General features: G+C 33.0%; 33 protein-coding genes and 2 pseudogenes. 24 read left to right on the forward strand and 11 right to left on the reverse strand.

Annotated elements, in window-relative coordinates; translation table 11 throughout:
* Nucleotides 1-41 precede the first annotated feature (41 nt).
* From ABH957_RS26105 to ABH957_RS26140, 8 genes are all read left to right on the forward strand, one after another.
* Entirely contained in the window at nucleotides 42-725 is a 684-nt protein-coding gene (locus ABH957_RS26105; protein ID WP_404490891.1) for a DNA alkylation repair protein, read from the forward strand.
* Nucleotides 726-739: 14 nt separating this feature from the next.
* Nucleotides 740-1441, forward strand: coding sequence for a nucleotidyltransferase domain-containing protein (locus ABH957_RS26110; RefSeq protein WP_113937530.1), 702 nt, complete (start codon nucleotides 740-742; stop codon nucleotides 1439-1441).
* Nucleotides 1442-1456: 15 nt separating this feature from the next.
* Nucleotides 1457-2002, forward strand: coding sequence for a GNAT family N-acetyltransferase (locus tag ABH957_RS26115; protein WP_404453476.1), 546 nt, complete (start codon nucleotides 1457-1459; stop codon nucleotides 2000-2002).
* A 34-nt stretch (nucleotides 2003-2036) separates the two neighbouring features.
* The gene (locus ABH957_RS26120; RefSeq protein WP_113937528.1) at nucleotides 2037-2537 is read left to right on the forward strand and encodes a GNAT family N-acetyltransferase; all 501 of its coding nucleotides are present in this window, start codon (nucleotides 2037-2039) and stop codon (nucleotides 2535-2537) included.
* A gap of 87 nt (nucleotides 2538-2624) precedes the next feature.
* Nucleotides 2625-3563 carry a DMT family transporter gene (locus ABH957_RS26125; RefSeq protein ID WP_404490892.1) on the forward strand — a complete coding sequence of 313 codons (939 nt, stop codon included), beginning with the start codon at nucleotides 2625-2627 and terminating at the stop codon, nucleotides 3561-3563.
* A gap of 61 nt (nucleotides 3564-3624) precedes the next feature.
* Nucleotides 3625-4041, forward strand: a complete 417-nt coding sequence (locus ABH957_RS26130; RefSeq protein WP_113937526.1) for a GNAT family N-acetyltransferase — start codon at nucleotides 3625-3627, stop codon at nucleotides 4039-4041.
* A gap of 107 nt (nucleotides 4042-4148) precedes the next feature.
* The gene (locus ABH957_RS26135) at nucleotides 4149-4748 is read left to right on the forward strand and encodes a hypothetical protein (protein ID WP_404453480.1); all 600 of its coding nucleotides are present in this window, start codon (nucleotides 4149-4151) and stop codon (nucleotides 4746-4748) included.
* A 20-nt stretch (nucleotides 4749-4768) separates the two neighbouring features.
* Entirely contained in the window at nucleotides 4769-6016 is a 1248-nt protein-coding gene (locus ABH957_RS26140) for a glutathionylspermidine synthase family protein (protein ID WP_404490893.1), read from the forward strand.
* Between the two features lie 96 nt (nucleotides 6017-6112).
* On the opposite strand, the pseudogene ABH957_RS26145 reads toward ABH957_RS26140, so the two are convergent.
* A pseudogene (locus ABH957_RS26145) lies at nucleotides 6113-6563 on the reverse strand (hypothetical protein).
* A 172-nt stretch (nucleotides 6564-6735) separates the two neighbouring features.
* On the opposite strand from ABH957_RS26145, the gene ABH957_RS26150 reads away from it, so the two are divergent.
* The 9 genes and pseudogenes from ABH957_RS26150 to ABH957_RS26190 all read left to right on the forward strand — a co-directional run bounded on the left by ABH957_RS26150 (nucleotide 6736) and on the right by ABH957_RS26190 (nucleotide 12736).
* Complete coding sequence (locus ABH957_RS26150) at nucleotides 6736-7536, forward strand: AAC(3) family N-acetyltransferase (RefSeq protein ID WP_125930143.1); 801 nt, start codon at nucleotides 6736-6738, stop codon at nucleotides 7534-7536.
* Nucleotides 7537-7548: 12 nt separating this feature from the next.
* Complete coding sequence (locus ABH957_RS26155; protein WP_404490894.1) at nucleotides 7549-8238, forward strand: phosphopantothenoylcysteine decarboxylase domain-containing protein; 690 nt, start codon at nucleotides 7549-7551, stop codon at nucleotides 8236-8238.
* Nucleotides 8239-8422: 184 nt separating this feature from the next.
* On the forward strand, nucleotides 8423-8896 hold the full coding sequence (locus ABH957_RS26160) for a tetratricopeptide repeat protein (RefSeq protein WP_002013416.1): 474 nt from the start codon (nucleotides 8423-8425) through the stop codon (nucleotides 8894-8896).
* Nucleotides 8897-8908: 12 nt separating this feature from the next.
* Complete coding sequence (locus ABH957_RS26165; protein ID WP_113937523.1) at nucleotides 8909-9973, forward strand: hypothetical protein; 1065 nt, start codon at nucleotides 8909-8911, stop codon at nucleotides 9971-9973.
* 119 nt (nucleotides 9974-10092) lie between these two features.
* A complete protein-coding gene (locus ABH957_RS26170) occupies nucleotides 10093-10602 on the forward strand; it encodes a ribonuclease FAU-1 family protein (protein ID WP_001038143.1) in 510 nt (169 codons plus the stop codon).
* Nucleotides 10603-10853: 251 nt separating this feature from the next.
* Nucleotides 10854-11444 carry a TetR/AcrR family transcriptional regulator gene (locus ABH957_RS26175; protein ID WP_002127831.1) on the forward strand — a complete coding sequence of 197 codons (591 nt, stop codon included), beginning with the start codon at nucleotides 10854-10856 and terminating at the stop codon, nucleotides 11442-11444.
* Nucleotides 11441-12169: a hypothetical protein gene (locus tag ABH957_RS26180; RefSeq protein ID WP_002127829.1), complete on the forward strand. Its 729-nt coding sequence runs from the start codon at nucleotides 11441-11443 to the stop codon at nucleotides 12167-12169. Before ABH957_RS26175 ends, ABH957_RS26180 begins: the two co-directional genes overlap by 4 nt.
* 217 nt (nucleotides 12170-12386) lie before the next feature.
* A pseudogene (locus ABH957_RS26185) lies at nucleotides 12387-12500 on the forward strand (alkanesulfonate monooxygenase); the annotation flags it as partial.
* A gap of 143 nt (nucleotides 12501-12643) precedes the next feature.
* The gene (locus ABH957_RS26190; protein WP_001289318.1) at nucleotides 12644-12736 is read left to right on the forward strand and encodes a putative holin-like toxin; all 93 of its coding nucleotides are present in this window, start codon (nucleotides 12644-12646) and stop codon (nucleotides 12734-12736) included.
* 228 nt (nucleotides 12737-12964) lie between these two features.
* Here the strand turns inward: ABH957_RS26190 and ABH957_RS26195 are convergent, their stop codons facing one another.
* Nucleotides 12965-13786: an HNH endonuclease gene (locus ABH957_RS26195; RefSeq protein ID WP_000189680.1), complete on the reverse strand. Its 822-nt coding sequence runs from the start codon at nucleotides 13784-13786 to the stop codon at nucleotides 12965-12967.
* 149 nt (nucleotides 13787-13935) lie between these two features.
* Here ABH957_RS26195 and ABH957_RS26200 point away from each other — a divergent pair, with 149 nt between their 5' ends.
* Nucleotides 13936-15021, forward strand: a complete 1086-nt coding sequence (locus ABH957_RS26200) for an AI-2E family transporter (RefSeq protein ID WP_000837889.1) — start codon at nucleotides 13936-13938, stop codon at nucleotides 15019-15021.
* A 222-nt stretch (nucleotides 15022-15243) separates the two neighbouring features.
* On the opposite strand, the gene ABH957_RS26205 is transcribed toward ABH957_RS26200, so the two are convergent.
* The 7 genes from ABH957_RS26205 to ABH957_RS26235 are packed head-to-tail and all read right to left on the reverse strand — an operon-like array spanning nucleotide 15244 to nucleotide 16399.
* A complete protein-coding gene (locus ABH957_RS26205) occupies nucleotides 15244-15384 on the reverse strand; it encodes a YrzI family small protein (RefSeq protein WP_002065956.1) in 141 nt (46 codons plus the stop codon).
* Between the two features lie 27 nt (nucleotides 15385-15411).
* Entirely contained in the window at nucleotides 15412-15552 is a 141-nt protein-coding gene (locus ABH957_RS26210) for a YrzI family small protein (RefSeq protein ID WP_000672237.1), read from the reverse strand.
* Nucleotides 15553-15577: 25 nt separating this feature from the next.
* Nucleotides 15578-15721, reverse strand: a complete 144-nt coding sequence (locus ABH957_RS26215; protein WP_002120145.1) for a YrzI family small protein — start codon at nucleotides 15719-15721, stop codon at nucleotides 15578-15580.
* 26 nt (nucleotides 15722-15747) lie between these two features.
* Nucleotides 15748-15891, reverse strand: coding sequence for a YrzI family small protein (locus tag ABH957_RS26220; RefSeq protein WP_000668953.1), 144 nt, complete (start codon nucleotides 15889-15891; stop codon nucleotides 15748-15750).
* Between the two features lie 26 nt (nucleotides 15892-15917).
* Complete coding sequence (locus ABH957_RS26225) at nucleotides 15918-16061, reverse strand: YrzI family small protein (protein ID WP_000668987.1); 144 nt, start codon at nucleotides 16059-16061, stop codon at nucleotides 15918-15920.
* Between the two features lie 26 nt (nucleotides 16062-16087).
* A complete protein-coding gene (locus ABH957_RS26230; RefSeq protein ID WP_000142704.1) occupies nucleotides 16088-16231 on the reverse strand; it encodes a YrzI family small protein in 144 nt (47 codons plus the stop codon).
* 27 nt (nucleotides 16232-16258) lie between these two features.
* Complete coding sequence (locus ABH957_RS26235) at nucleotides 16259-16399, reverse strand: YrzI family small protein (protein WP_000156202.1); 141 nt, start codon at nucleotides 16397-16399, stop codon at nucleotides 16259-16261.
* Nucleotides 16400-16840: 441 nt separating this feature from the next.
* Between ABH957_RS26235 and ABH957_RS26240 the strand changes: the two genes are divergently transcribed.
* The 6 genes from ABH957_RS26240 (at nucleotide 16841) to ABH957_RS26265 (ending at nucleotide 20662) form a co-directional block, all read left to right on the forward strand.
* Complete coding sequence (locus ABH957_RS26240; RefSeq protein WP_404512535.1) at nucleotides 16841-17434, forward strand: DUF4825 domain-containing protein; 594 nt, start codon at nucleotides 16841-16843, stop codon at nucleotides 17432-17434.
* 171 nt (nucleotides 17435-17605) lie between these two features.
* Entirely contained in the window at nucleotides 17606-17986 is a 381-nt protein-coding gene (locus ABH957_RS26245) for a GntR family transcriptional regulator (protein ID WP_000805182.1), read from the forward strand.
* Entirely contained in the window at nucleotides 17983-18855 is an 873-nt protein-coding gene (locus tag ABH957_RS26250; protein ID WP_012261132.1) for an ATP-binding cassette domain-containing protein, read from the forward strand. The genes ABH957_RS26245 and ABH957_RS26250 overlap by 4 nt, the downstream gene beginning before the upstream one ends.
* Nucleotides 18852-19523 carry a DUF4052 family protein gene (locus ABH957_RS26255; protein WP_040963093.1) on the forward strand — a complete coding sequence of 224 codons (672 nt, stop codon included), beginning with the start codon at nucleotides 18852-18854 and terminating at the stop codon, nucleotides 19521-19523. The genes ABH957_RS26250 and ABH957_RS26255 overlap by 4 nt, the downstream gene beginning before the upstream one ends.
* A 32-nt stretch (nucleotides 19524-19555) precedes the next feature.
* Nucleotides 19556-20035: a CcdC family protein gene (locus ABH957_RS26260; RefSeq protein ID WP_113937520.1), complete on the forward strand. Its 480-nt coding sequence runs from the start codon at nucleotides 19556-19558 to the stop codon at nucleotides 20033-20035.
* 117 nt (nucleotides 20036-20152) lie between these two features.
* Entirely contained in the window at nucleotides 20153-20662 is a 510-nt protein-coding gene (locus tag ABH957_RS26265; protein ID WP_113937519.1) for a 2'-5' RNA ligase family protein, read from the forward strand.
* Nucleotides 20663-20677: 15 nt separating this feature from the next.
* On the opposite strand, the gene coaW is transcribed toward ABH957_RS26265, so the two are convergent.
* Nucleotides 20678-21499 carry a type II pantothenate kinase gene (gene coaW, locus ABH957_RS26270; protein ID WP_404453492.1) on the reverse strand — a complete coding sequence of 274 codons (822 nt, stop codon included), beginning with the start codon at nucleotides 21497-21499 and terminating at the stop codon, nucleotides 20678-20680.
* A 27-nt stretch (nucleotides 21500-21526) separates the two neighbouring features.
* Nucleotides 21527-21925 (reverse strand): 3-hydroxyacyl-ACP dehydratase FabZ family protein, encoded by a 399-nt coding sequence (locus ABH957_RS26275; protein ID WP_002127819.1) that lies wholly within the window; start codon nucleotides 21923-21925, stop codon nucleotides 21527-21529.
* Between the last annotated feature and the right edge of the window lie 44 nt (nucleotides 21926-21969).

Raw genomic sequence — 21969 nt, forward strand, 5'->3', positions numbered from 1 at the left:
ACATATGTGAAGGCAACAAAATATATAAAAGAGGTGGACCTATGTTACTTGAAGAAGTAATGCAGAAACTGGAAGAATGTGGAACGGAACAAAACCGTAAAATCTTTAAAAATCATGGGGCAAAAGAGCCGTTATTTGGAGTTAGTTTTGCAAATTTAAAATTGTTGAAAAAGAAGATAAAAAAGGATCATGATTTAGCAATCTCATTATGGGAAACGAAAAATATGGATGCAATGACTTTAGCAACGATGATTTTAGATCCGAAGAAACTAACGTCAGAACAACTAAATAGATGGGTTCAGGATGTTGATTATTATTGTTTAATGGACGTTCTTATGACAGCTATATGTACGTCGCCAATCGTGATAGAAAGAATGGAAGAATGGACGAAGTCTGATGATGAATGGATTGGAAGAGCTGGTTGGTCATTATTAGCGAATATCGCAATAAAAAATAAAACGTTAGACGATGACTTTTTCTTACCGTATTTAGAAGAGATTAAAGTTCATATACATAATGAAAAAAATCGTAAAAGAGAAGCGATGAATAGAGCTTTAATTGCGGTAGGGGTTCGAAATGAAAGTTTGGAACAACAAGCAATTAAAATCTCACGTGAAATTGGAAAAGTAGAAGTTGATCACGGTGAAACGTCATGCAAAACACCAAATGCAGAATCCTATATTAAAAAGACACGAGAAAGAGCTGAAAAGAAGAAAGTAAAATAAGAAGGGATAAGATTATGAAACCAATTGAAGCGGCACAAAGTATTATTACATCACAATTTTCGAATTGTGATGTTGCTTTACTAGGGGGAAGTGTTGCTAGAGGAGAAGCTACGAAAACATCTGACCTTGATATTGTAATATTTGACCAAAGTTTGTCATCTTGTTATAGAGAATCTTTCTATAGTAATGGTTGGCCTGTTGAAGTATTCGTACATAATTTTGAAACGTATAAAACCTTTTTCAAAAGTGATTGTGAGCGCGGACGACCTTCATTACCTCAATTAGTTTCAGAAGGTATTGTGTTAAAAGGAGAAGATGAAATTGTAAAAATACTCAAAAGAGAAGCGAATGATTTATTAAATAAAGGACCAGAAAAATGGACAGAAGAAACGATGAAGCAGAAACGCTATTTTATTACGGATACTTTGGATGACTTCATTGGTGCAACAAAGAGAGAAGAAGAATTGTTCATCGCAAATTTATTAGCTGATTTAGTACATGAATATGTTTTAAGGGTAAATGGTCAATGGCTTGGAAATTCAAAATGGTTTATTAGAGTATTAAAAAGATATGACGAACAATATGCAGACCAATTTGTAGCAGTTTTTGATCATTTTTATAAAACAGGAGATAAAAATGAATTAATTAGTTTTATAGAAAATACGTTAGAGCAGTATGGAGGAAGAGTTTTTGAAGGGTTTTCTATCGGGAAATGAAAAGGGGATATCAAAATGAATGTACCATTCGTTCAATTAAGAGAATTGACACAAGACGATGTAGAAGATCGATATCAATGGTCATTAGATACAGAAGTAACAAAACATTTAGTTGTACCAGATCAATATCCACCGTTCACTCGTGGCGATACGAGAAGGTGGATTGAAACATGCATAAGTCGAGCGAATGGTTATGAACAACGAGCTATCGCTACAAAGGAAGGTATACACATTGGATGGGTAAACCTAAAAAACTTTGATAATACAAATAAAAATGCTGAACTAGGGATTGCAATTGGAAATAAAGAATATTGGGGTAAAGGATATGGAATAGCAGCCCTATACAGTATGTTACAAATCGGTTTTTCTGAATTCAAATTAGAAAAAATTTGGCTACGAGTAGACGAAGATAATTTACAAGCTAGAAAGAGTTATGAAAAAGTAGGATTTGTTTGTGAAGGAATAATGAGAAATGATCGGTTACGTAAAGGGAAGTTCATTCATCGTTATCGCTATAGTATGTTAAGAGAAGAATACCAATCTTTAAATAGTAGCTTATAAAAATATTATGTTAACTTAAAGGGGCAGGATAAATATGATTCGATTACTTACGAAAGAAGATGCGGAAAAATATTGGGACTTACGTTTACAAGCTTTACAAGTAAATCCAGAGGCATTTGTAACAACGTATGAAGAGGCGATTCGCCAGGAAAATCCTATTAAGAGAGTGGAAAGTAATTTAACAGCTACTACTAGTTGTACATTTGGTGCATTTAATGAAGAAAATCATTTAGTTGGAGTTGTCACTTTACTAACAGAAGAGAGAGAGGCGTATAAACATAAAGGTCATATCGTTGCGATGTATGTAGATGCACAAAACAGGCGGAACGGATTGGCACGTGAGTTAATAACAAATGCCATTCAAAGAGCGCGAGATATAAAACTAGAGCAATTGAACTTAGGTGTTGTATCCACAAACGAACCAGCAAAAAAATTATACGGATCAATGGGCTTTAAAACTTATGGAATTGAAAAGAGAGCTTTAAAAATGAATGGTGTGTATAGTGATGATGAAAATATGGTGTTGTTTCTTTAAAGAATACATATATAATAAGAATTGCGAATTTTAATTATATTCATTTTGTTGTATCGTATAACAAGAAACTAAACAAGGGGTTTTAAAATGAAAGCTATTGTAATAGGGATATTGGCATCATTTTTCTTTGCCTTTACCTTTGTGTTAAACCGGTCGATGGACTTAGGGGGCGGGAGTTGGATTTGGAGTGCATCACTACGGTATTACTTTATGGTTCCAATGCTATTACTTATTGTCATGTATAGGGGGAATTTAAAACAACTCTTGCAATATATGAAAAACAATCCGAAAGAGTGGTTGTTATGGAGTATTGTAGGGTTTGGTCTCTTTTATGCACCGCTTAGTTTCGCGGGTGCGTTTGGACCGGGGTGGCTTGTCGCTTCGACTTGGCAAATTACAATAGTTGCAGGGATTTTGTTAACACCATTTTTTGCGGTAGACCCATTACATAAAAAAATTCCAATGAAAGAATTAGTAATGTCAGGCATTATTTTATTCGGTGTTGTTCTTATGCAAGTAGAACACGCTTCTTCTTTAGGGATTCGTGAAACCATTTTATGTGTGGTTCCTGTACTCATTGCTGCGTTTGCATATCCACTTGGAAATAGAAAAATGATGCAAGTATGTAAGGGCGAATTAGATGTCTTCCAACGAGTTCTCGGTATGACATTAGCAAGTTTACCATTTTGGTTTTTACTATCTGGTTATGAAGTATCAACAGGCGGACTACCGTCAAGTAGTCAAGTTTTCCAATGTTTTATTGTAGCAGTTAGTTCAGGGTTAATCGCAACGGTATTATTCTTCTTTGCGACAGATCTTGTAAAAGATGATCCGCAAAAATTAGCAACAGTCGAGGCGACACAGTCTGGTGAAGTTTTATTTGTATTAGTAGGAGAGCTGATCTGGTTATCGGCTCCAATTCCGTCTTCTTTATCGTGGGTTGGAATGAGTCTTGTAATTGTCGGAATGATACTTCATAGTTATGTAGCTGTAGTTGTGAAAAAAGAAGAGAAAATAACGGCGTAATGAGATTAGCTCTTTTTCAATAAAGAGCTAATCTTTTTTCATGAGAAAGGATGGAGATAGGATGTTACAACGTGTTGAGCATTTAGAAATAGATCCCATTAAAAAAGTATTAAAGCATGCGACCGGTCCGAGTGAAGCAAGCTTATTTAAAGCAGTTTCAATGTATAAAAATAATCAGGCAGTGCTATATAAATATGGGAATAAGGGTTGCATAGGTATAGTGCTAATTCATACAAATAGAGCGAGAATGTGTCACATAGCTGTTGATGAAAAATATCGCAATCAAGGAATTGCACTTCAAATGATTAAAGAAATAATTAGGGAATATGAGTTAACATATATTGAGGCTGAGACAGATACAGAGGCAGTCGGATTTTATAAAAAGTGTAAGTTTAAGATTAAAAGTCTAGGAGAAAAACATCCAGGGGTGGAAAGATTTCATTGCTATCTCGAGAATGAACAGCTGAAAAGTATGTGAAATATGTAATTTTACATATTTAGTTTAGTTTGAAAAAAATGATATTTACAGTATATAATAAAGATAATTGGAAAAATATAGATAAATAGAAATTAGGTGCATAACACATGAGAATGGATAAAAGCAAATTTGTGAAAATTGCAGCTTCAATAGGAGTGTCATCTTTTTTATTAACAGGATGTGCTGATAATGATGAAGAGAGTGCACAAAAAGAAAGTAGTGCGGTAAAAACAGATGGTACGAAGCAAGAAAGCGAACAAGAAAAATTAAATTGTGATGATAAAGCGCCAACGACAGGAAATATAGAAAAAGAAGAATTATGTAGAGATAATAATTCACCCGCTTCATTTAATAATGAGAGTTCCCATTTGCCAATACTTCCGTTCGTTGCTGGATATTTATTAGCAAGTAAGACGTCGAATATGTATAATACTGCGAAACCAAATCTTACAAAGAAACCATATGCAAATAATATTATCCCATACCGTGAAAAGGATGAGCGAAGAAGTGGTGGCGGTGGGTATTACGGTGGCACTAGTAGTAATAATGATTCTTCAAAGAAAGTGGATTTGAATAAGCAACAGCCGAACAGTTCAACTAAAGTGACGCCAGATTCAAATACGTCAAAATCATCTACTACACAAACGCCAAAAGTGAATTCTGGTTCAAATGGAATTGGAAACGCAAAAGCACCAGCTGGATCCTAATTTGAAAGGATAATGGAGAAATGTATACAGAAAAAGAACAGGAAGAGTATATGAAAATCTGGTTTTCTCTTGCAGAAGAGGCTGGTAGAAATGGATTTACATGGCCGAGTTTGTTAGAGAGTGAAGAATGGAATCAATATATGGCAACTAGTATGTATCGTATGCCAGTACGTACATATACTGCAATTTCTAAAGCGACAGAAGAAATTATGTATGTGTTATATAAAACATATCAATACATTACAAATACACCAGCACAATTTCAAAAACTTGGTTTTCCACCAGAGACGTGGGAAATTGCAAGAATGAAACATACTGGTTTATTTTCATATTTTACAAGGCTTGATTTCATCGTAAATCATGATGATATTAAATTAATTGAAGTAAATTGCGATACTCCGACAGGTTATTTAGAACCATCTGTCGCTAATGAAGTATTGTGTCGATATCACGATGTGAATCATCCGAATCATATTGAAGAACACATCGTTCAAGCTTGGGAACAAATTAAACATGATTACAAAATAAGTCCTGACGAAACGATTTATTTTACAAGCTACGATTGGCATGATGAAGATCATCAAACCGTTCAGTTTTTACGAAGTTATTGTTTACAGCAACAAACCGATTATGTAGGAATACAAGATATCGTTGTTGCAGATGATGGAATATACACCCCGGCAGGCGATAAAATTAAATACTTATATCGTTTATATCCAATTGAATATTTAGTTTCAGATACTGATAAAAATGGTAAAAGAATCGGTCTGCAATTTTTAAATCATATCGCACAAGGAAAGGTGCAAATTATTAACCCACCGGCTGCTTTTGTTATGCAAAATAAAGGTATGCTCGCATTAATTTGGCAACTTTATGAAGATGAAGTTTTCTTTGAAAAAGAAGAGCGAGAGATTATTAAGAAATACTTCCTTCCAACGTATTTCACAAATAAACGATTCTTAGAAAGAAAAGAATCATATGTTTCAAAACCGTTATTTGGTCGCGAAGGCGGCGGAGTATCTATTTATGACAATGATGAACTATTGGCTGAAGATCAAACAGAGTATTATTTTGAACAACGAAAAATATATCAGCAATATGTAGACATGCCTGACTATACAATTGATACGTGGGATGGACCATATACTGGTAAACTACTTATCGGTTCTCATTGTATTAGCGGAAGAGCCGCTGGACTGTTTTTACGAGTAGGTGAAAGAATAACAGGGAATTTATCGATGTTTACTGGAGTTACGATTGAAGGGTAGCAACATTTGAATTAAAAGGTAATTAACAAAGAGCGCATCATTTGTGATGGGCTCTTTCATATGAGTATAAAGCTTGAATTAAGAGTGCTAGAGTGATCATTGCTTTGATGTAACGCTTTCATTTTGTTTCATTTCAAAAATTTTCATACCATCTTCATCTACAATTTTAATAGAATCTCTAAGTTTAGGCACACCGATATACATAACAGGGTTTTTTATCTTTTCCTTTGTTTTTTTCAATACGTAAGACGATAACTGATGTATCTTTTTCGTCTGTAACTTCTTTTACTGTAATTTTATCGTTTTTATACTTTTCTCCAAATGCTAAATATACCATCCTTTTTCCTTCACTAATGCTATCGTTTGAGTAATGAATCATAGTTGGATCTTCCTGTGCCTTTTCATATAAGTTTGAAGGGCCATATCCACCTTCGTTATATCTAGATTTTTCTAACACCCAAAAATCTTCATATTCATTATTAGAAAAAGTACAGCCACTTAAGCTAATAATCCCTAATATGAAAAGGGGTAATATAATTTTCTTCATTGTGTGCACCTTCCTTTATTAATTTTAAATAAATACACCATAATTTAACTGTTTCCGATATGATAAGAACGATAGGTCTATAGTAATCTGTATGATTATGTTAAAAATTAAGAAAAATATGATAATATATGTATGTATTAGTTTAAAGCAAAATGGGGGAACAATCGTGAAAATGAATGACATAGTGGCGAATACACAATTTCCAAATACAATCGAAACAATTACAAATGATTTAAAAGCATTAGGGATAGAAAAGGGAATGACAGTTATTGTACATTCTTCATTAAGTTCAATCGGTTGGATATCAGGCGGTGCAGTTGCCGTAGTAGAAGCGTTAATGAAAGTTGTTACAGAAGAAGGAACGATAATTATGCCGACGCAATCTTCGGATTTATCCGATCCAAAACATTGGTCAAGACCACCTGTACCAGAAGAATGGTGGCAAATTATTCGGGATAACGTCCCAGCATTTGATCCACGTATAACACCAACAAGGGCAATGGGAGAAGTAGTTGAATGTTTTCGTACATATCCGAATGTATTGCGCAGTAATCATCCACTCAGTAGTTTTGCAGCATGGGGGCAACACGCAGAAGAAATTACAGCGAATCATTCACTTTCCATAAGTTTTGGTGAAGAATCGCCATTACGAAAAATATACGATTTAGATGGATACATATTATTACTTGGTGTTGGTTATGACTCTAATACGTCTATACATTTATCTGAGGTACGTACAGGTGCACGCGAGTTAATAAAGGTAGGAGCACCTATTATAGAAGAAGGTGTAAGAGTATGGAAAGAATTCGTTGAAATGGATTACGATTCTGATACGTTTGTAGAAATCGGAGTTGAATATGAGCTTAAAGGAACAGTTACGCGTGGGAAGATAGGGAATGCGACGTGCCGTTTTATGAGGCAGCGTGATGCAGTTGACTTTGGAACAGAGTGGTTTCGTGCGAAAAATCAGTAAGGGATGGTTATTATGCAGGAGAAAAAAGTATTAATTACGAGCGGCGGCTGCCTAGAAAAATGGGATCAAGTACGTGGACATACAAATTTAGCAAAAGGTACGATTGGAAGAATTATTGCGGAAGAGCTAATGACAAAGGGCGCACATGTAATATATTTGCATGGCTATTTCGCTGAGAAGCCAATGGATGTAAATAACCAATTAGAATTGCACCCATTTGAGGGGATTATTGATTTACAAGATAAGATGAAAAGTATTATTACACATGAAAAAGTAGATGCAGTTATTATGGCTGCTGCTGGCTCAGATTGGGTTGTCGAAAAGATTTGTGATCAAGATGGAAATATTCTTAATATGAACGGAAAGATTTCAAGTGACATCGCTCCAATTATTCATTTTCAAAAAGCGCCAAAAGTATTAAAACAAGTAAAGAGTTGGGATCCAGAAACGATACTCGTTGGCTTTAAACTTGAAAGTGACGTAAATGAAGCAGAACTTATTGAAAGAGCAAGCAAAAGAATGGAGGGTGCAAAAGCGAGTGTAATGATAGCGAACTCACCGCATTCTTTATATTCTCGCGGTGCTGTGCATCACGTTATTGGACAAGACGGTAATGTGAAGTTATGTAATGGGAAAGATGAAACTGCAAAAGAAATTGTCAATATGTTAGAGCATTTATGTAATCGTATCACTACTATGTAGATTTAAGCTTTTAGAAAGAGATGCAGTCGCATAGTATATAATGGAGTTAATATTAAATTAGTGGGGGAACGTATCCCTCACTAATTATTAAATTGAATCAAATCAATGAAATAGGCCATTAGCTGCTCGTAAATGTGTAATACATGATATATGCATAATGAACATTTTTTGAGGAGTGGATTGTATGGAACATTTATTAAAGCAAGCTATTAAACTTAGAAATGAAAAGAAATATGCGCAGTCTAGAGAGATACTTATAGGATTAACAAACTTTACGAGGGATGCAGAAGTACTATATCAATGTGCTTGGATACATGATGTAATGGGTCTTGAAACGGAGGCGGTTCCGTATTATGAACAGGCAATTGCGAACGGACTTGATGGTGAATCCCTTTGCGGTGCGTATATCGGTCTTGGCAGTACGTATCGTTGTATAGGGGAATATGATAAAGCGATTACTTTATTAGAAGCAGGGATAAAGAAGTTCCCGGAAAATGACGTGATGAAAGTGTTTTTATCATTAGCAAAATATAACGTAAACGAACATGAAGAAGCGATGAAATTACTGTTAGAGACAGTTGTGAAAGTAGATGAGATAAAAGAATTTGAACGTGCTATTTCATTTTATAAAGACCATTTAAATGAGGTTTTTGAATAGAGGAGAGAAGGAATGAATCCATCAATTTCAAGAAGGAAAAAAGGCATTTGGATTGGACTCGTATCTTTAATTATGTTATCAAACTATTTATTGTATGCCCTGCCAATAGTGCCAGCTGCCCCGAAAGAAGTAGTCCTCGGTTCATTATTAGATTTTATGTTTGTAATTCCAGTCATCACATATTTCTTTATTATACGGAAAAGATATTCGTTAACGTATATGTTTCCTGTAGTTATAGCTGGATATGTATTCGCAAGATTTATAATTCCTAGTGATTATTTACAAGCTTTTTCATTTGTTTCGTATGTAATAGTTGCTGGAGAAATTGTGTTCGTATGTTTTGAACTGTTTCTTATATATAAAATTATAAGAGTACTTCCTAAAATAATAAAACGATATAAAGAATATAGAAGTGAGTATTCTTCATTTTCTTATGCGATTGATGCAGCGTTTGATGCTACTATGAAAAGAAGTAAGGCTGTAAGTATCATTCTTACTGAGTGTAAATTAATCTATTATGCATTTTTATCGTGGCGTGAAAAAGTACCAGATGGTGAATGTACATATTCCTATCACAAAAAGACCGGCGCTATAGGTGTTTATATTATGATTATTCACGCAACAGTAATTGAAAGTATCGGTTTTCACTATTTACTTCATCAATGGAATCCAGTAATAGCTTGGATTTTACTCATACTAAACGTATATGCGATGATTTATTTTTTAGCTGAAATACAAGTGATGCGTAAAAATCCAATTGTCGTAACAGAAGAACAAGTTATCATTCAAATTGGATTAGGAAAGAAAGTTGTATTGTCATTTACACAAATTGATAATATTGCATTCTACAAGGGGGAATCCCTAACAGCAAAAGAAGAAAAAGAGGTGCTGGATGCAACTGTTATGGAGTTCATAAAAGAACCTCCTACTTTTGAAATAACGCTAAAAGAGCCAGTGAAAGTGCAGTTGTTGTATGGATTTACTAAAACAGTAAGTCGTGTTCACTTAAATGTTGATGAGAAACGAAAATTTTATGATGCGGTTACTGAAAGGCTAAAACATATGAATGGTGGATAGTGAAAAACTCCTTCTAAATAAGAAGGAGTTTTATTGTGTAATTGTAGACCGTACACTTCTTTATCGCTATATAAACGGATATAATTAAGACTAGAAATAGCATAAGGGGAAACAAAAAAATGAATAAATTACGAACACCTAAAAGTGAAATTATAGAAAGAAAAATCCGATATGACTCGACAATAGTAGATCACAATTGCTTAATACTTGAAAAGAAATCGCAAAGTATCGTGTTATTTTATGAGGTTCAGTATTCATTTACGATGAATACAAATGATTCGAGTTTAACAATCCCAAAAGGAAGTTACACCATTGCATACTACTGGGAAAATCGTCCGTACAATTTATACATATGGAGAGATAAGAACGGAATGTATTTAGGCGCTTATTTTAATGTTGTAAAAAATACGCAAATAACAGACGAACTAGTGTCATTTGAAGACTTAATTATTGATATTATGGTAATGCCAAGTGGAGAATGTTTTATTTTAGATGAGGATGAGTTACCTGAGCCCTTAGAGAGTTTTGAAGGTGGCTATGTGGATGAAGCTCTTTATGTATTAAAGGAAATAATTCAAAAGTCGCTTCCTCAAATGATTGTAGAGACAGAAATGGTGCGGCTAAAATAAAGTTTAATCGATTTGAAAAGAGAATACGTGTTTAATGAAAATGAGTAGTCTCAAGTTATATGATCTAACTTTTTTGATAAATCTAAGGTTAGAAGCATATTTCTTGGGATTACTCTTTTTTTGTAGGAATTTTGTTGCTTAGTTTCTAAATTGATTTTTAAATTTATCAAATAAGATTGACTGAATCAAGTTCAGTCGTTTATGATTGAATCAGATTCAGTCGTGGTAAAAAACATAGTAGGAGATGACGTATGAAAAGAATATCAAAAGAACCCGATATAAGACGCCAAGAGTTAATGGATATTGGTTTTGAACTATATATGAAAAATGGTATGGGAGGATTTAGCATAAAAGATGTTGTTAGTCGGGCTGGTGTAGCAACAGGGTTGTTTTACTATTACTTTAAATCTAAAGAAGATTTTGTTGATGAGACTTTAAATAGCTTCATTGTGAAAAATATGGAGTTAATTGAAGAAATACTTATTTCAAATGAACGGTCTGTAATGCAGAAGATGAAAGATTCTCTAGATATATTTTGGACATTTATTGAAAAATTAGCACCCTATAAAAATGTGAGTTCGTTTCAGACGGAACAACATTTTCAACTGGAACAGAAATTATTCACACGAATTCAACCATTAATTCGACAAGTAATTGAAGAAGGAGTGAAAACGGGGATTTTTTATACTGACAACTCCTCATTAGCTTCTGGATTTATTTTATACGGTCTTAGCAGTATTGCTCATTCAGAAGTAAAGTTGAATCTAGATACGAAGCAAGAAATGGTTAATTTAGTATTAACTACACTACGATACGATCAAAAAGAAGGTGAATGTATATGAAGATTATTATCGATGGAAACAATATTTCGCAAGAGCAACTTACAAAATGGAAAAGAGAACGTATTAAAAAAGCATTAAATACATTAGGACATAAAGGGCCTGAAATAAATGATACAGACGTCATGATAAAAAAGCTAACGGAAGTAAAGTTGAAATATTCATATAATGAAATGTATGATAAACTGAAATCAAAACTTAGATTAAGTGGAATAGGTATGCGTATCTGTACTGTTTTATCTGGTGATAGACGAAAATTTTCAAAAACAAGCATCTATTTAGATGGGATTACAGCAGAAGAAGCTATAAATGGAATTGATAGTTTTATGCTTGAACAATCACGTGAAAATAATCAAGTGAATTTATCGGCTTGTCCTGATCACTATGTACTAAGCCCCTTTGGGGAAAATGAATTAGAGGTTATCGAAACTACAGGTAATTCTCCGTTCCCAGTTCAATTTTTCATTGTTTTTGGTGACGAAACGGGATTGAAAACACCTAGAGATAAGTCTTACCAATACCAATCAACAGGTGTTGCACGTATGAAAGATGGTACTATTATTGGTGGAGTTCGGCATCAATTTAAAGATATTGATACTGGGATAGAAGTAAGTCTAGTTGTTGAGTTCCCAGCACTTTGTCCTAATAGTCTTATTAAATCACATCAAATGCATTTAGCATGTGAGTTTTCTTATTGGTTACAGCGGATTAAGGACCATAAAAAATAGTAAGTGAAAAATACCTTTCAAATAAAGAAATATACAATTTTTATGAATATAAATCGAACTGTATTTCAAACAAACAGTAACGATGTTCAAACGAATCATATGTGTCTTTAAATAAAGACTAGTTAACTTATAGGAAATGTTTTTATAATATGTAGTTAATTCTATAACGTATCGCTGATTGGAAAAACCGAATCCATTCATTTATATGAATCAGTTCAAGGAGGGGGAAGAAGTGGCAGAACTGTTATTCCCTTTATTAAAAGACGAGAAGCAACAAGAAAATAAAATCGTTGGTGAAATGATAGCTGATGCATATGCTTTAAAAAAATAGTGAGAAATAAAAAACTCGCAAGTTTTTAAGCTTGCGGGTTTTCATCGTAAACAATTAATAAATATGATAAAATTAAGAGGTAACTTATGGTACGGTTGGTTGTTCAATTATCACTTCTCCGAGTAGGAGGGGGGTGATAATAAGTGAGTGAAATTGCGTTGTTATTGCAAGGTGGACTGTTTCTCATTGCATTGTTAACGTTTATTGTCGTCTTAATTGACAAGCTCAAAAAATAACAACCCACCTATGCCTATAGAAAGTGGGTTGTTGTGTTTGTACGAAACAAATAGGATAAATGAACAATCCAATCTGCTAAGTTACGTGGACTAGTGTGTAGCCGCACACTAGTCTTTTTTATTTATATACAGGTTTTAATTGTTTTATGTGATTGTATTGTTCTTTTCACACTCATTATAACACAGTGTCTTTTCATGAAGAAAGGAGACCGTATGTTCCTATATGGATTAAATAGAACGTGTAGTTTCTTTAAATAGCCCATCCATATACTGTTTTAAACTTTCCACAAAAAATCCTTTTTTGTCTACATTATTTACGCCGACAATTGGTGATGGAAGATTGTATCTTTTTTCTGATAAATGAACAACAACATCAAAAATATCAAATAGGCGAATGAAGCAGAATAGACCGTCTTTATCACTAAGTAAAATAAAGTAATGGTTTTCGCTCGTTGTATTTAATGTATTCCATAAAGAGCTTTTGCTTAAGTCACGAACGATACTCTTTTCCTTTAATTCCATGAAATCGGCATTTAATAGAATGGTAGAAATATCAATCGCATCTGGATCGTCAAAGTAGCCATCAATTGTTTGTACAGCAAAAGTATAAGCCATTTTTAATACACTCATTTTATATTTACGGTTATCTAAAAGCAATTCACGTTGAATAGAACTAGCTACTTTTGTTACGCGCTCTTCTTTCCAAATTTCATTATGTAATGAAATATCGTGCTTTTTACATAGTTTCATAATTAATGCATTGGAATAAAGTATCTCATCACTTACTTCGACTACATCTGTCTCAGCGGCTGCTAGCTCCTCACCATGTTCATTCGTATAGAGAGGGGAATCGATTTGTTTTTTCATTTGCTCAATCTTATATTGACTTAATTTATGTCTAATTAAAGGACGATCAATATTTGTTGTCATATGTTCATGACATGAATCACAAATTGAATTTATGAAATAATATCCACATAATATCTCTGGAATGACATATTGTTCACTAAGTTCTTTCGTATCTTTTCTGCAAATGATGCATTGTGTCATATTTATCACCTTTACCTGCAAATTTGTCTGTAATCTCATTGTAGTGTATTTAATGGGATTTTGGAATATTGTAAAGGAAAATATTATGTGAAATCTAAGTTTAATTTGGTACAATGAAGAGAAGTGCTAGTTTAAAGGAGGACGTTTTTTTGAAATCGAAAGTGCACTTTTGGACATTAGAAGTGCTGATGGTTGTAGGAATTATATTTATTTGCACAAAAATATCGTTTCTATTTCAACCGATTGGTATCTTCATATCAACATTATTTTTCCCAATTTTAATCGCGTTATTTTTATACTTCATATTTAACCCATTGTTAGTCTTTTTGGAGAATAAAAAAGTACCTAGAGGTTTAGCGATTTTACTACTGTATCTTTTTATCATCACATTAACTGGAGTTGCTATTGGAGTAGTTGTTCCAACCATCTCACAACAGTTAATGGATTTAGTAAAAAATATGCCGACTTACATAAAAGAGGGAAAAGTATACATACAAGATCTATCCCATCATAGATTATTTGAATGGCTATCTACACAAAACTACGTTTCCATTGAGACAATTGAGAAAAATGCAATTGAATACTTAAAGGAAATACCAAACACACTTACGTCGAGTGCAACGGCTTTATTTGGTATTATCACGAACGTGGCGTTAGTTATCTTTACAGTACCGTTCATTTTATTTTATATGTTTAAAGATGGACATGCATTTCCAGGAAAAGCTGTTAGTGTATTACCAGAGTCTTACCGTGAAGAAGGACTTCGTATCATAAAGGAAACGAACGAAACATTATCTGCATATATTCAAGGTCAAGCGCTCGTTTGTATGTTTATTGGTGCCTTTACATTTACTGGTTATTTAATCATCGGTTTACCGTATGCTTTCGTTTTAGGAATTATCGCAGCATTTACAAATATAATTCCGAACTTAGGTCCATTTATCGGAGCAGCACCAGCTGTCATTATAGGTCTGTTCGTATCTCCGATGCAAGCTCTGTACGTAATTATTATAGTAACAATCGTACAACAGTTTGAAAGTAACATCATTTCACCGCGTATTATGAGTTCAAAATTAAATATCCATCCGTTGACAATTATCATCCTTATTTTAGGGGTAGGTAATTTCGCGGGAATTATCGGAATGATTTTAGCAGTACCAGCTTATGCGGTAACAAAAACAGTTGTTTCGAACTTAGTGAGATTGTTTAAGACGAAACGAAGTAAACGGAAATAGAATATGTTGAGAAAGATACACCGCTTAATAAAAAGGGGTGTATCTTTTATTTTTTAGTGTATGAAATACTTATTATTGTATATTTTTTACACATCAAATCAGGCGGTGAATTTTTGTTAAATGAACTATGTGGAATCCCTCTGAACTATCCAAATCATTTCTTTACACCGCGTTATTAACATCATAATCGACTCCTTTCATTTCTAATATAAGTTCAAACAATTATAGGTGAGTGTAGTACTTGCTTCTACGATCACGAATTTCATCTATAATCTTTTTATACTGTTCCTCTTGTTTTACTTCATTTGCAGATATAGTTTCTTTTTGAATCGTAATGGTTAAAAAGAAAAGGTGAAACTTCATACATGAATTCCTCCTTTCGAATAGGAATTACAGGTGACTACAATAATGACTTTGTCGTTCTTTTACGTTGTACATAGCCTGCTCAATTTGTCGGTCATGAAGCATATCAGACTCAGACAGTTTGTTTTTTTGAATGGTAATTGTTAAAAATAATACTCTGAATTTCATTGGATATTACCCCTTTATAATTTATTTAGTAAAGACGATTGTAATAAGAGGACTGACGCTCTTTCACATCATCCATAATATTTTTAATTTGTTGTTCACGAGAAATTTCATCTCTTGAAAGTTTACGCTTTTGAATGGTAATCGTTAAAAAGAAAGCTTTAAATTTCATTAGGAAATTACCCCTTTATAATTTATTTAGTAAAGGCGATTGTAATAAGAGGACTGACGCTCTTTCACATCATCCATAATATTTTTAATTTGTTGTTCACGAGAAATTTCATCTTTTGAAAGTTTGTGTTTTTGAATGGTAATCGTTAAAAAGAAAGCTTTAAATTTCATTAGGAAATTACCCCTTTATAATTTATTTAGTAAAGGCGATTGTAATAAGAGGACTGACGCTCTTTTACTTCGTCCATAATAATTTTAATTTGTTGTTCACGTAAGATTTCAGCTTTTGAAGATTTACGTTTTTGAATGGTGATAGTTAAAAAGAAAGCTTTGAATTTCATTAGGATATTGCCCCTTTAAAAAAAATTTAATACATTTGTGTATAATACGAACTTTTAATGTCCGTTATTTTATCCATAGTTTGTTTTAATTGTTGTTTACGAAAGATTTCAGCTTCAGATAACGTTTTTTTCTGAAGTGCTGTCGTAAAAAAGAAAATATGAAAAGTCATGGGCGAATTCCTCCTTTCGAAAAGGAATTACAGGTGATCGCAATAAAGCACTTGGCGCTCCTTAACATCATTCATAGCTTTTGTAATTTGCTCATTATGAAGAATTTCAGCTTTGGAAAGTGTATTTCTTTGAATCGTAATACTTAAAAACAATACGCTAATAGTCATCGAATGTTGCTCCTTTCTTTAAAAAATAATGTATGAGACTAAAAAATCGCACAAAAAAGCCACAGGAAGATATCTTTTTCCTATGGCTGGGCGTGAAAAAGCCACAGGAAAGTATACGACCTCCTGTGGCGAATTTATGAATTAAAAGAAATAAAGTACGATTTTTAATTCTCCATTAGGGTGGTCGAATTCATATTTAATTGTCCGAAAAACACAGATGCAGTTAACGCTAAAGTTAAAGCATGTAATTGTAATTTCATCATTTCCTTCGACCTCCTTTTAGAATATTTTTCTTACGTTAGTAATTATATACAATTAATGGATAATTGTAAACATAAAAAGTGAAAATTTTTAATTTTGATTAAAATGCGTATATTTAAAAGGGCTTTTTAAAGGATACATTGTATGGATTGGATAATAAATAGAACGTGGGGGTGTCTAATGAAGTATATGAATAGAATAGCAGGTGTTATGCTAACAATTTTATTAGTTGTTACTGCTTGTTCTAATGGGGAGCAAATAAAAGAAATATCACATATTGAACCTGGGGCTTTTAAAAAATATACGGGGACATACGTTGGAAATAATTCCGACGTTATTGCGATTGTTACAAACTTACCTGGTGGTGAAACAGTTCAAAGTATAAATTTGAAAAATGAGAAGATCGCGGTGAAATACGGTGAGAAAAAGAACGGTAACTTAACAGAAGATATCATTGAGACGTATTGGTTTGACGAAAAGGATACGATGAAAAAGAACTTTCTCTTTAATGCTATTTATCTTGCAGTTTTAGTACCGAATGCGAAAGGGTATGAGTTTCGGGTTGAAAATCAAAGTTTTGCATTAAAAAGAGAAGAACTTTTACCCATACTGTATAAAGAATTTAATGATTTACTAAAGGATAATCTTATATGGAATAAGGGAATCGTAATGAATTTCTTTTACGGTAATCAAGAAAAAATAGAAAAGCTAGTTAATAATAAAGATTTTCGAAAGCAATTTTTTAATGAACATCCTGTGCGGGAATCTAAGTGATATGGAGGAAGATATGGTTATTTAACGATTGAAAATACGGACATTTTTTAAAGAGAGTCATTCAGTATCGAATGATTCTTTTTTTTTGATGAAAATTATGGAAAAAAATATAACATTGTGCTATGGTTAATTACATAAGTAATGAACCTATGAACCTAAGGTGGTGAAATCGTGAAACCTACTCTAGAACAAAATAAGTTAATATACATACAAATTGCAGAAACAATTGAATCTGATATTTTAAAAGACATATTACTTGAAGAAGAACAAGTCCCGTCGACAAATCAATTTGCGAAGATGTTACAAATTAATCCGGCTACAGCTGCAAAAGGAGTAAATCTACTAGTAGATGAGGGGATCTTATATAAAAAGAGAGGGATCGGGATGTTTGTTACAAAGGGAGCAAAAGAAGTCGTACTAAAAAAAAGACAAAATACTTTTATGACTGAGTATTTACCTAAAGTGTGGGAAGAAGCAAAAGTACTAGAAATATCAAAAGACGAATTGATGGACATGATACACAAAATTACGAAGGAGGGGAAAGAGGGATGATTGCACTTGAAACGAAAAACTTGTCTAAAAAATATAAAAAGAAATTAGCTGTTAACGAAGTAACTATTTCATTGGAAGAGCATAAAATATATGGTTTGCTTGGAAGAAACGGAGCGGGGAAAACAACTTTATTAAACATACTCGCAGGTCAGATTATTTCAAGTAGTGGAAGCGTATCTGTATTTGGTGAAAATGTATTTGAAAATAGTAAAGCGATGCGAAATATTTGTTTCGTAAAGGTGAAAGAAAACATTAATTTAAGTAGTAAGGTAAAAGATGTTTTTTATTTGTGTAACATGTTTTATGAAAATTGGGATCAAGAATATGCTGAGGAACTTATTAAAAAATTTCAATTGAATGCAAAAGAAAAATATTATGATTTATCCCATGGTATGCAAACAATTGTTGGTATTATTAAAGGTTTAGCTAGTAGAGCACCAATTACTATTTTTGATGAGCCGACTACCGGTTTAGATGCAGCACATCGAGAGTTGTTTTACGAATTATTATTGGAAGATTATAGTGAATATCCACGAACAATCATCTTATCAACACATTTAGTTGAGGAAGTGTCCCATGTTATAGAAAATGTAATCATATTAAAAGAAGGATCGTTAGCTGTTCAATCCTCTGTGGAAGATTTTTTAGAAAAAGGACACATAATATCAGGACATAAAGATAAAGTGACAAATTTTTTAATGGGGAAAAATGTTGTAAAACAAGAGTTGTATGGGAATAAAGAGATTTCTGCGATATGGGGAGATCTTTCTGCTAGAGATTATGAGCTAATAGAAACTGAAGGGTTAGAAATAGGCAGAGTAACACTGCAAAAACTATTTATTTATCTAACAGATAATGAGGTGAAATGAAAATGCTTTTAAAACAATTAAAGTTACATATGAAATTTCATTATAAGGCTATTCTTATCTTTTGGTGTGTGGCATTATTTATAAAATGGACAACAACTGCAACTGATATAAAGGGACTAAAGGTAGCATTTTTACATGATATCTTCAATAATTCATCTATTGCAATTGCAATATTTATTGTGGCAAGTGTTTTTCTTGTTCAAGATGACATATTTCGTACAGTTGTCTCATTTGGCGTTACTAGATTACAATTCTTTATTGGTTCAGTATGTTTTATCATATTACAATCAGTAATTTTTTCATTTCTACAAGTTTTGCTTTTACAAGGTACATTTTATGAAACGAAACATATAAATTTAGGAGCACATACAATTGAACAATTCTTTGCACAGTTCGTGTTCTATCTATTATTAGCTAGCTTATTTCAATTAACAACTATTTTTCAGAAAAGATTTAATTGGATAGGCTTTGCTTTTAGTGTGATTTTTTTCTTGGGGTTGACGAGTACAATTTATGGTAAGGTAGGTTTGAAAGAATTGGTATTTATTGATAGTAAATCGTTACTTGATATACCCAATTTTATATCAATTTCGATAGTGCTTATTTTAATATACTTTATAATTAGCGCTCTATTTATTCGTAAAGTTTCTTTTGAGGATACGATTTAAGCACAAATACTTTAAGAGAGAAGGAAGACTGTATGGGAGATACTTCTTCACTAATAACCGTCTTTTTATGCGTGGCACTGCTAATTTTTTGGCGACGATATCGTTCTATGTATAAGCCGATAAAGGGAACGGGAAAACGTATTTTGTGGCCATTACTATTTTTAACACCGGGTATTTTATTGTTTTTTGGTCCAGTACATCCAGCTATATTACAAGTGACTATAGCAGCATCCAGTGGGGTGATTTTCGCAATCCCACTTATATTTCTAACAAACTATGAGCGAAGAGAAGACGGAAACATTTATACGAAAAAAAGTGCTGCCTTTTTAATTACTTTTATCGGAATTGTTATTTTAAGATATAGTTCAAGACAATATATCGTTGGCTTAGATCCGCAAATAATTGGTTTATTATTTTACGTCGTTGCGGTGTCTTATATTATTCCGTGGAGAATTGCTTGTTATATAAAATTCAGGAAAGTTTGGCGGGAAAATAATAATCATGCAATATGAAAACTTCTCATTTGAGAAGTTTTTTATTTTTCTATGTAAGTGAAATAACTTGTTGAAGTGCAAACTACCATGCAATATGATAAATATAAAAAATTGAGGAGAGTGGGGGATATAAAAATGCGTACAATTTTACTTTTTCTAACTAACATGTCTACTGATGAGATAGAAAGTATTAGAGAAATACACGATCCTTTATTTGGTTTAATTCCTCCCCACATAACAATTGTATTTCCTTTTGAAGGTAATATTTCAAATGATGAATTGAAATCACATATTTCGAATCTAGCAAAAGGGATAGGTACAATTGAGATTAAGTTTGCAAGTGGTGTAACTAGTATAGGAGGCTATTTATTTTTAGAAATTGAGCAAGGAAAAGAACAAATAGAAAAACTACATGATAAATTGTATACAGGCCCCTTATTACGATTTTTGAAAAGAGACATTCCATACATACCACATGTAACAGTTGGGAGAAAAGATAGCGCGGAGTTAGCGGCTGAAATAGCGAAGGATATTCCTAGTTTTCATGAGAAGTTAAATTGTGTAATTGATAGAATTAGTGTGGAACGAATTGGTGAGAATGGAGAATCAATTATTGAATTTGAAGTACCATTGCAAAAAAGCTGACAAAAGTCAGCTTTTTTATTTCATACCATGAAGTAAAGTACCAATCGCACCACTATAACCGCCGTCTTGTAAAAAGACAGGTATTTTGTTTTGATATTTTGTATAGCTACTTATAATATTTTGAAGATGTACGTTATTACATAGAGTAGAACCGATGTAAATGATATGGTCAATGTTTTTTGCTTCGGCGAATTGAAGGCTTAATGCTGTGACGACTTCACCGACAAGTCCTTGAACGGTAGCTAGTATATCTGAACTACTATAATTTGAGTCTGTAATGGTCGCTTTTCCGAAATTGCTAGCAGTTAAGTTATTATCAAGAGGGGAGAGAATCCCGCCATAAATATCTCCAACTGTAATATCTAGACTGTTTCTTGAACCAATTTTCGTAAGCGGAATCACGTCTTCAAAATGATCTATATTTGTTAATAGTTTTGAAAGACCCATAATAGTACCACCGCCAACTCCAGTTCCACCAGCGCGAACATATTGCTTGTCGTGAACATAGTGAATGGAAGTACCTGTACCGATATTTGTTAATACAAAGTTGTTTATAGCACGTTTTTCTTCTTTTAGTATGTATCGTACTCCTGCTAAAGTAGCTTCAAACTCGTTTAACTCTACTATTTTATATGAACTTGAAAGGAGTTGTTCTAACTGTGTAGCTTTACCACCTGTAATGCATAATTGTGTAATTGAATTATGATTTTGAAGCCATTCTTTAATTCTTTCTTGTTCAAATGAATAAAATTTTTCAAAACATAATTTTTTCTCTAGGTTAAAGTAAGCAATCTTTGTTAATGTTCCCCCAGCATCAATACCAACAACATTCCGCATTTTCCTACCCCTTACTATGTGATCTGTTTAATCAGCTTGATATATTAATAGCTTTTCAATGGTAACGATTGATTGACCGTTTACAGAGGCAATTCCTTTCCCAAGAACAAAACCTCGTCTGTTACGTGTTAATTCATAATGTAAGTCAAGTTTATCACCGGGATACGCATTTTCATGAAATTCCACCCCATCTAAAGAGGAGAGGAAACCAAGACCTTCAGATTCACCTGTACTTACAAAAGCACTAAGTTGAGCCAGTGCTTCTACAATTAGCATATGAGGCATATAGTTTTGATTTTCATTAATAAACCACTCGTTATTTGTGATCAGTTTGTATCCTGTAGCTGATTGAGATTCTTTAACGTTTGTAATTTTATCAATCATTAAAAATGGATAGCGATGGGGAAGAGTATCTTTAATATTCATATCGTACCTCCAGGAATAATAATACCCCTGCTAAAGTTAAGCAG

Source organism: Bacillus sp. RC242, from assembly GCF_044908245.1.
In the GTDB taxonomy this organism is placed as follows: domain Bacteria; phylum Bacillota; class Bacilli; order Bacillales; family Bacillaceae_G; genus Bacillus_A; species Bacillus_A mycoides.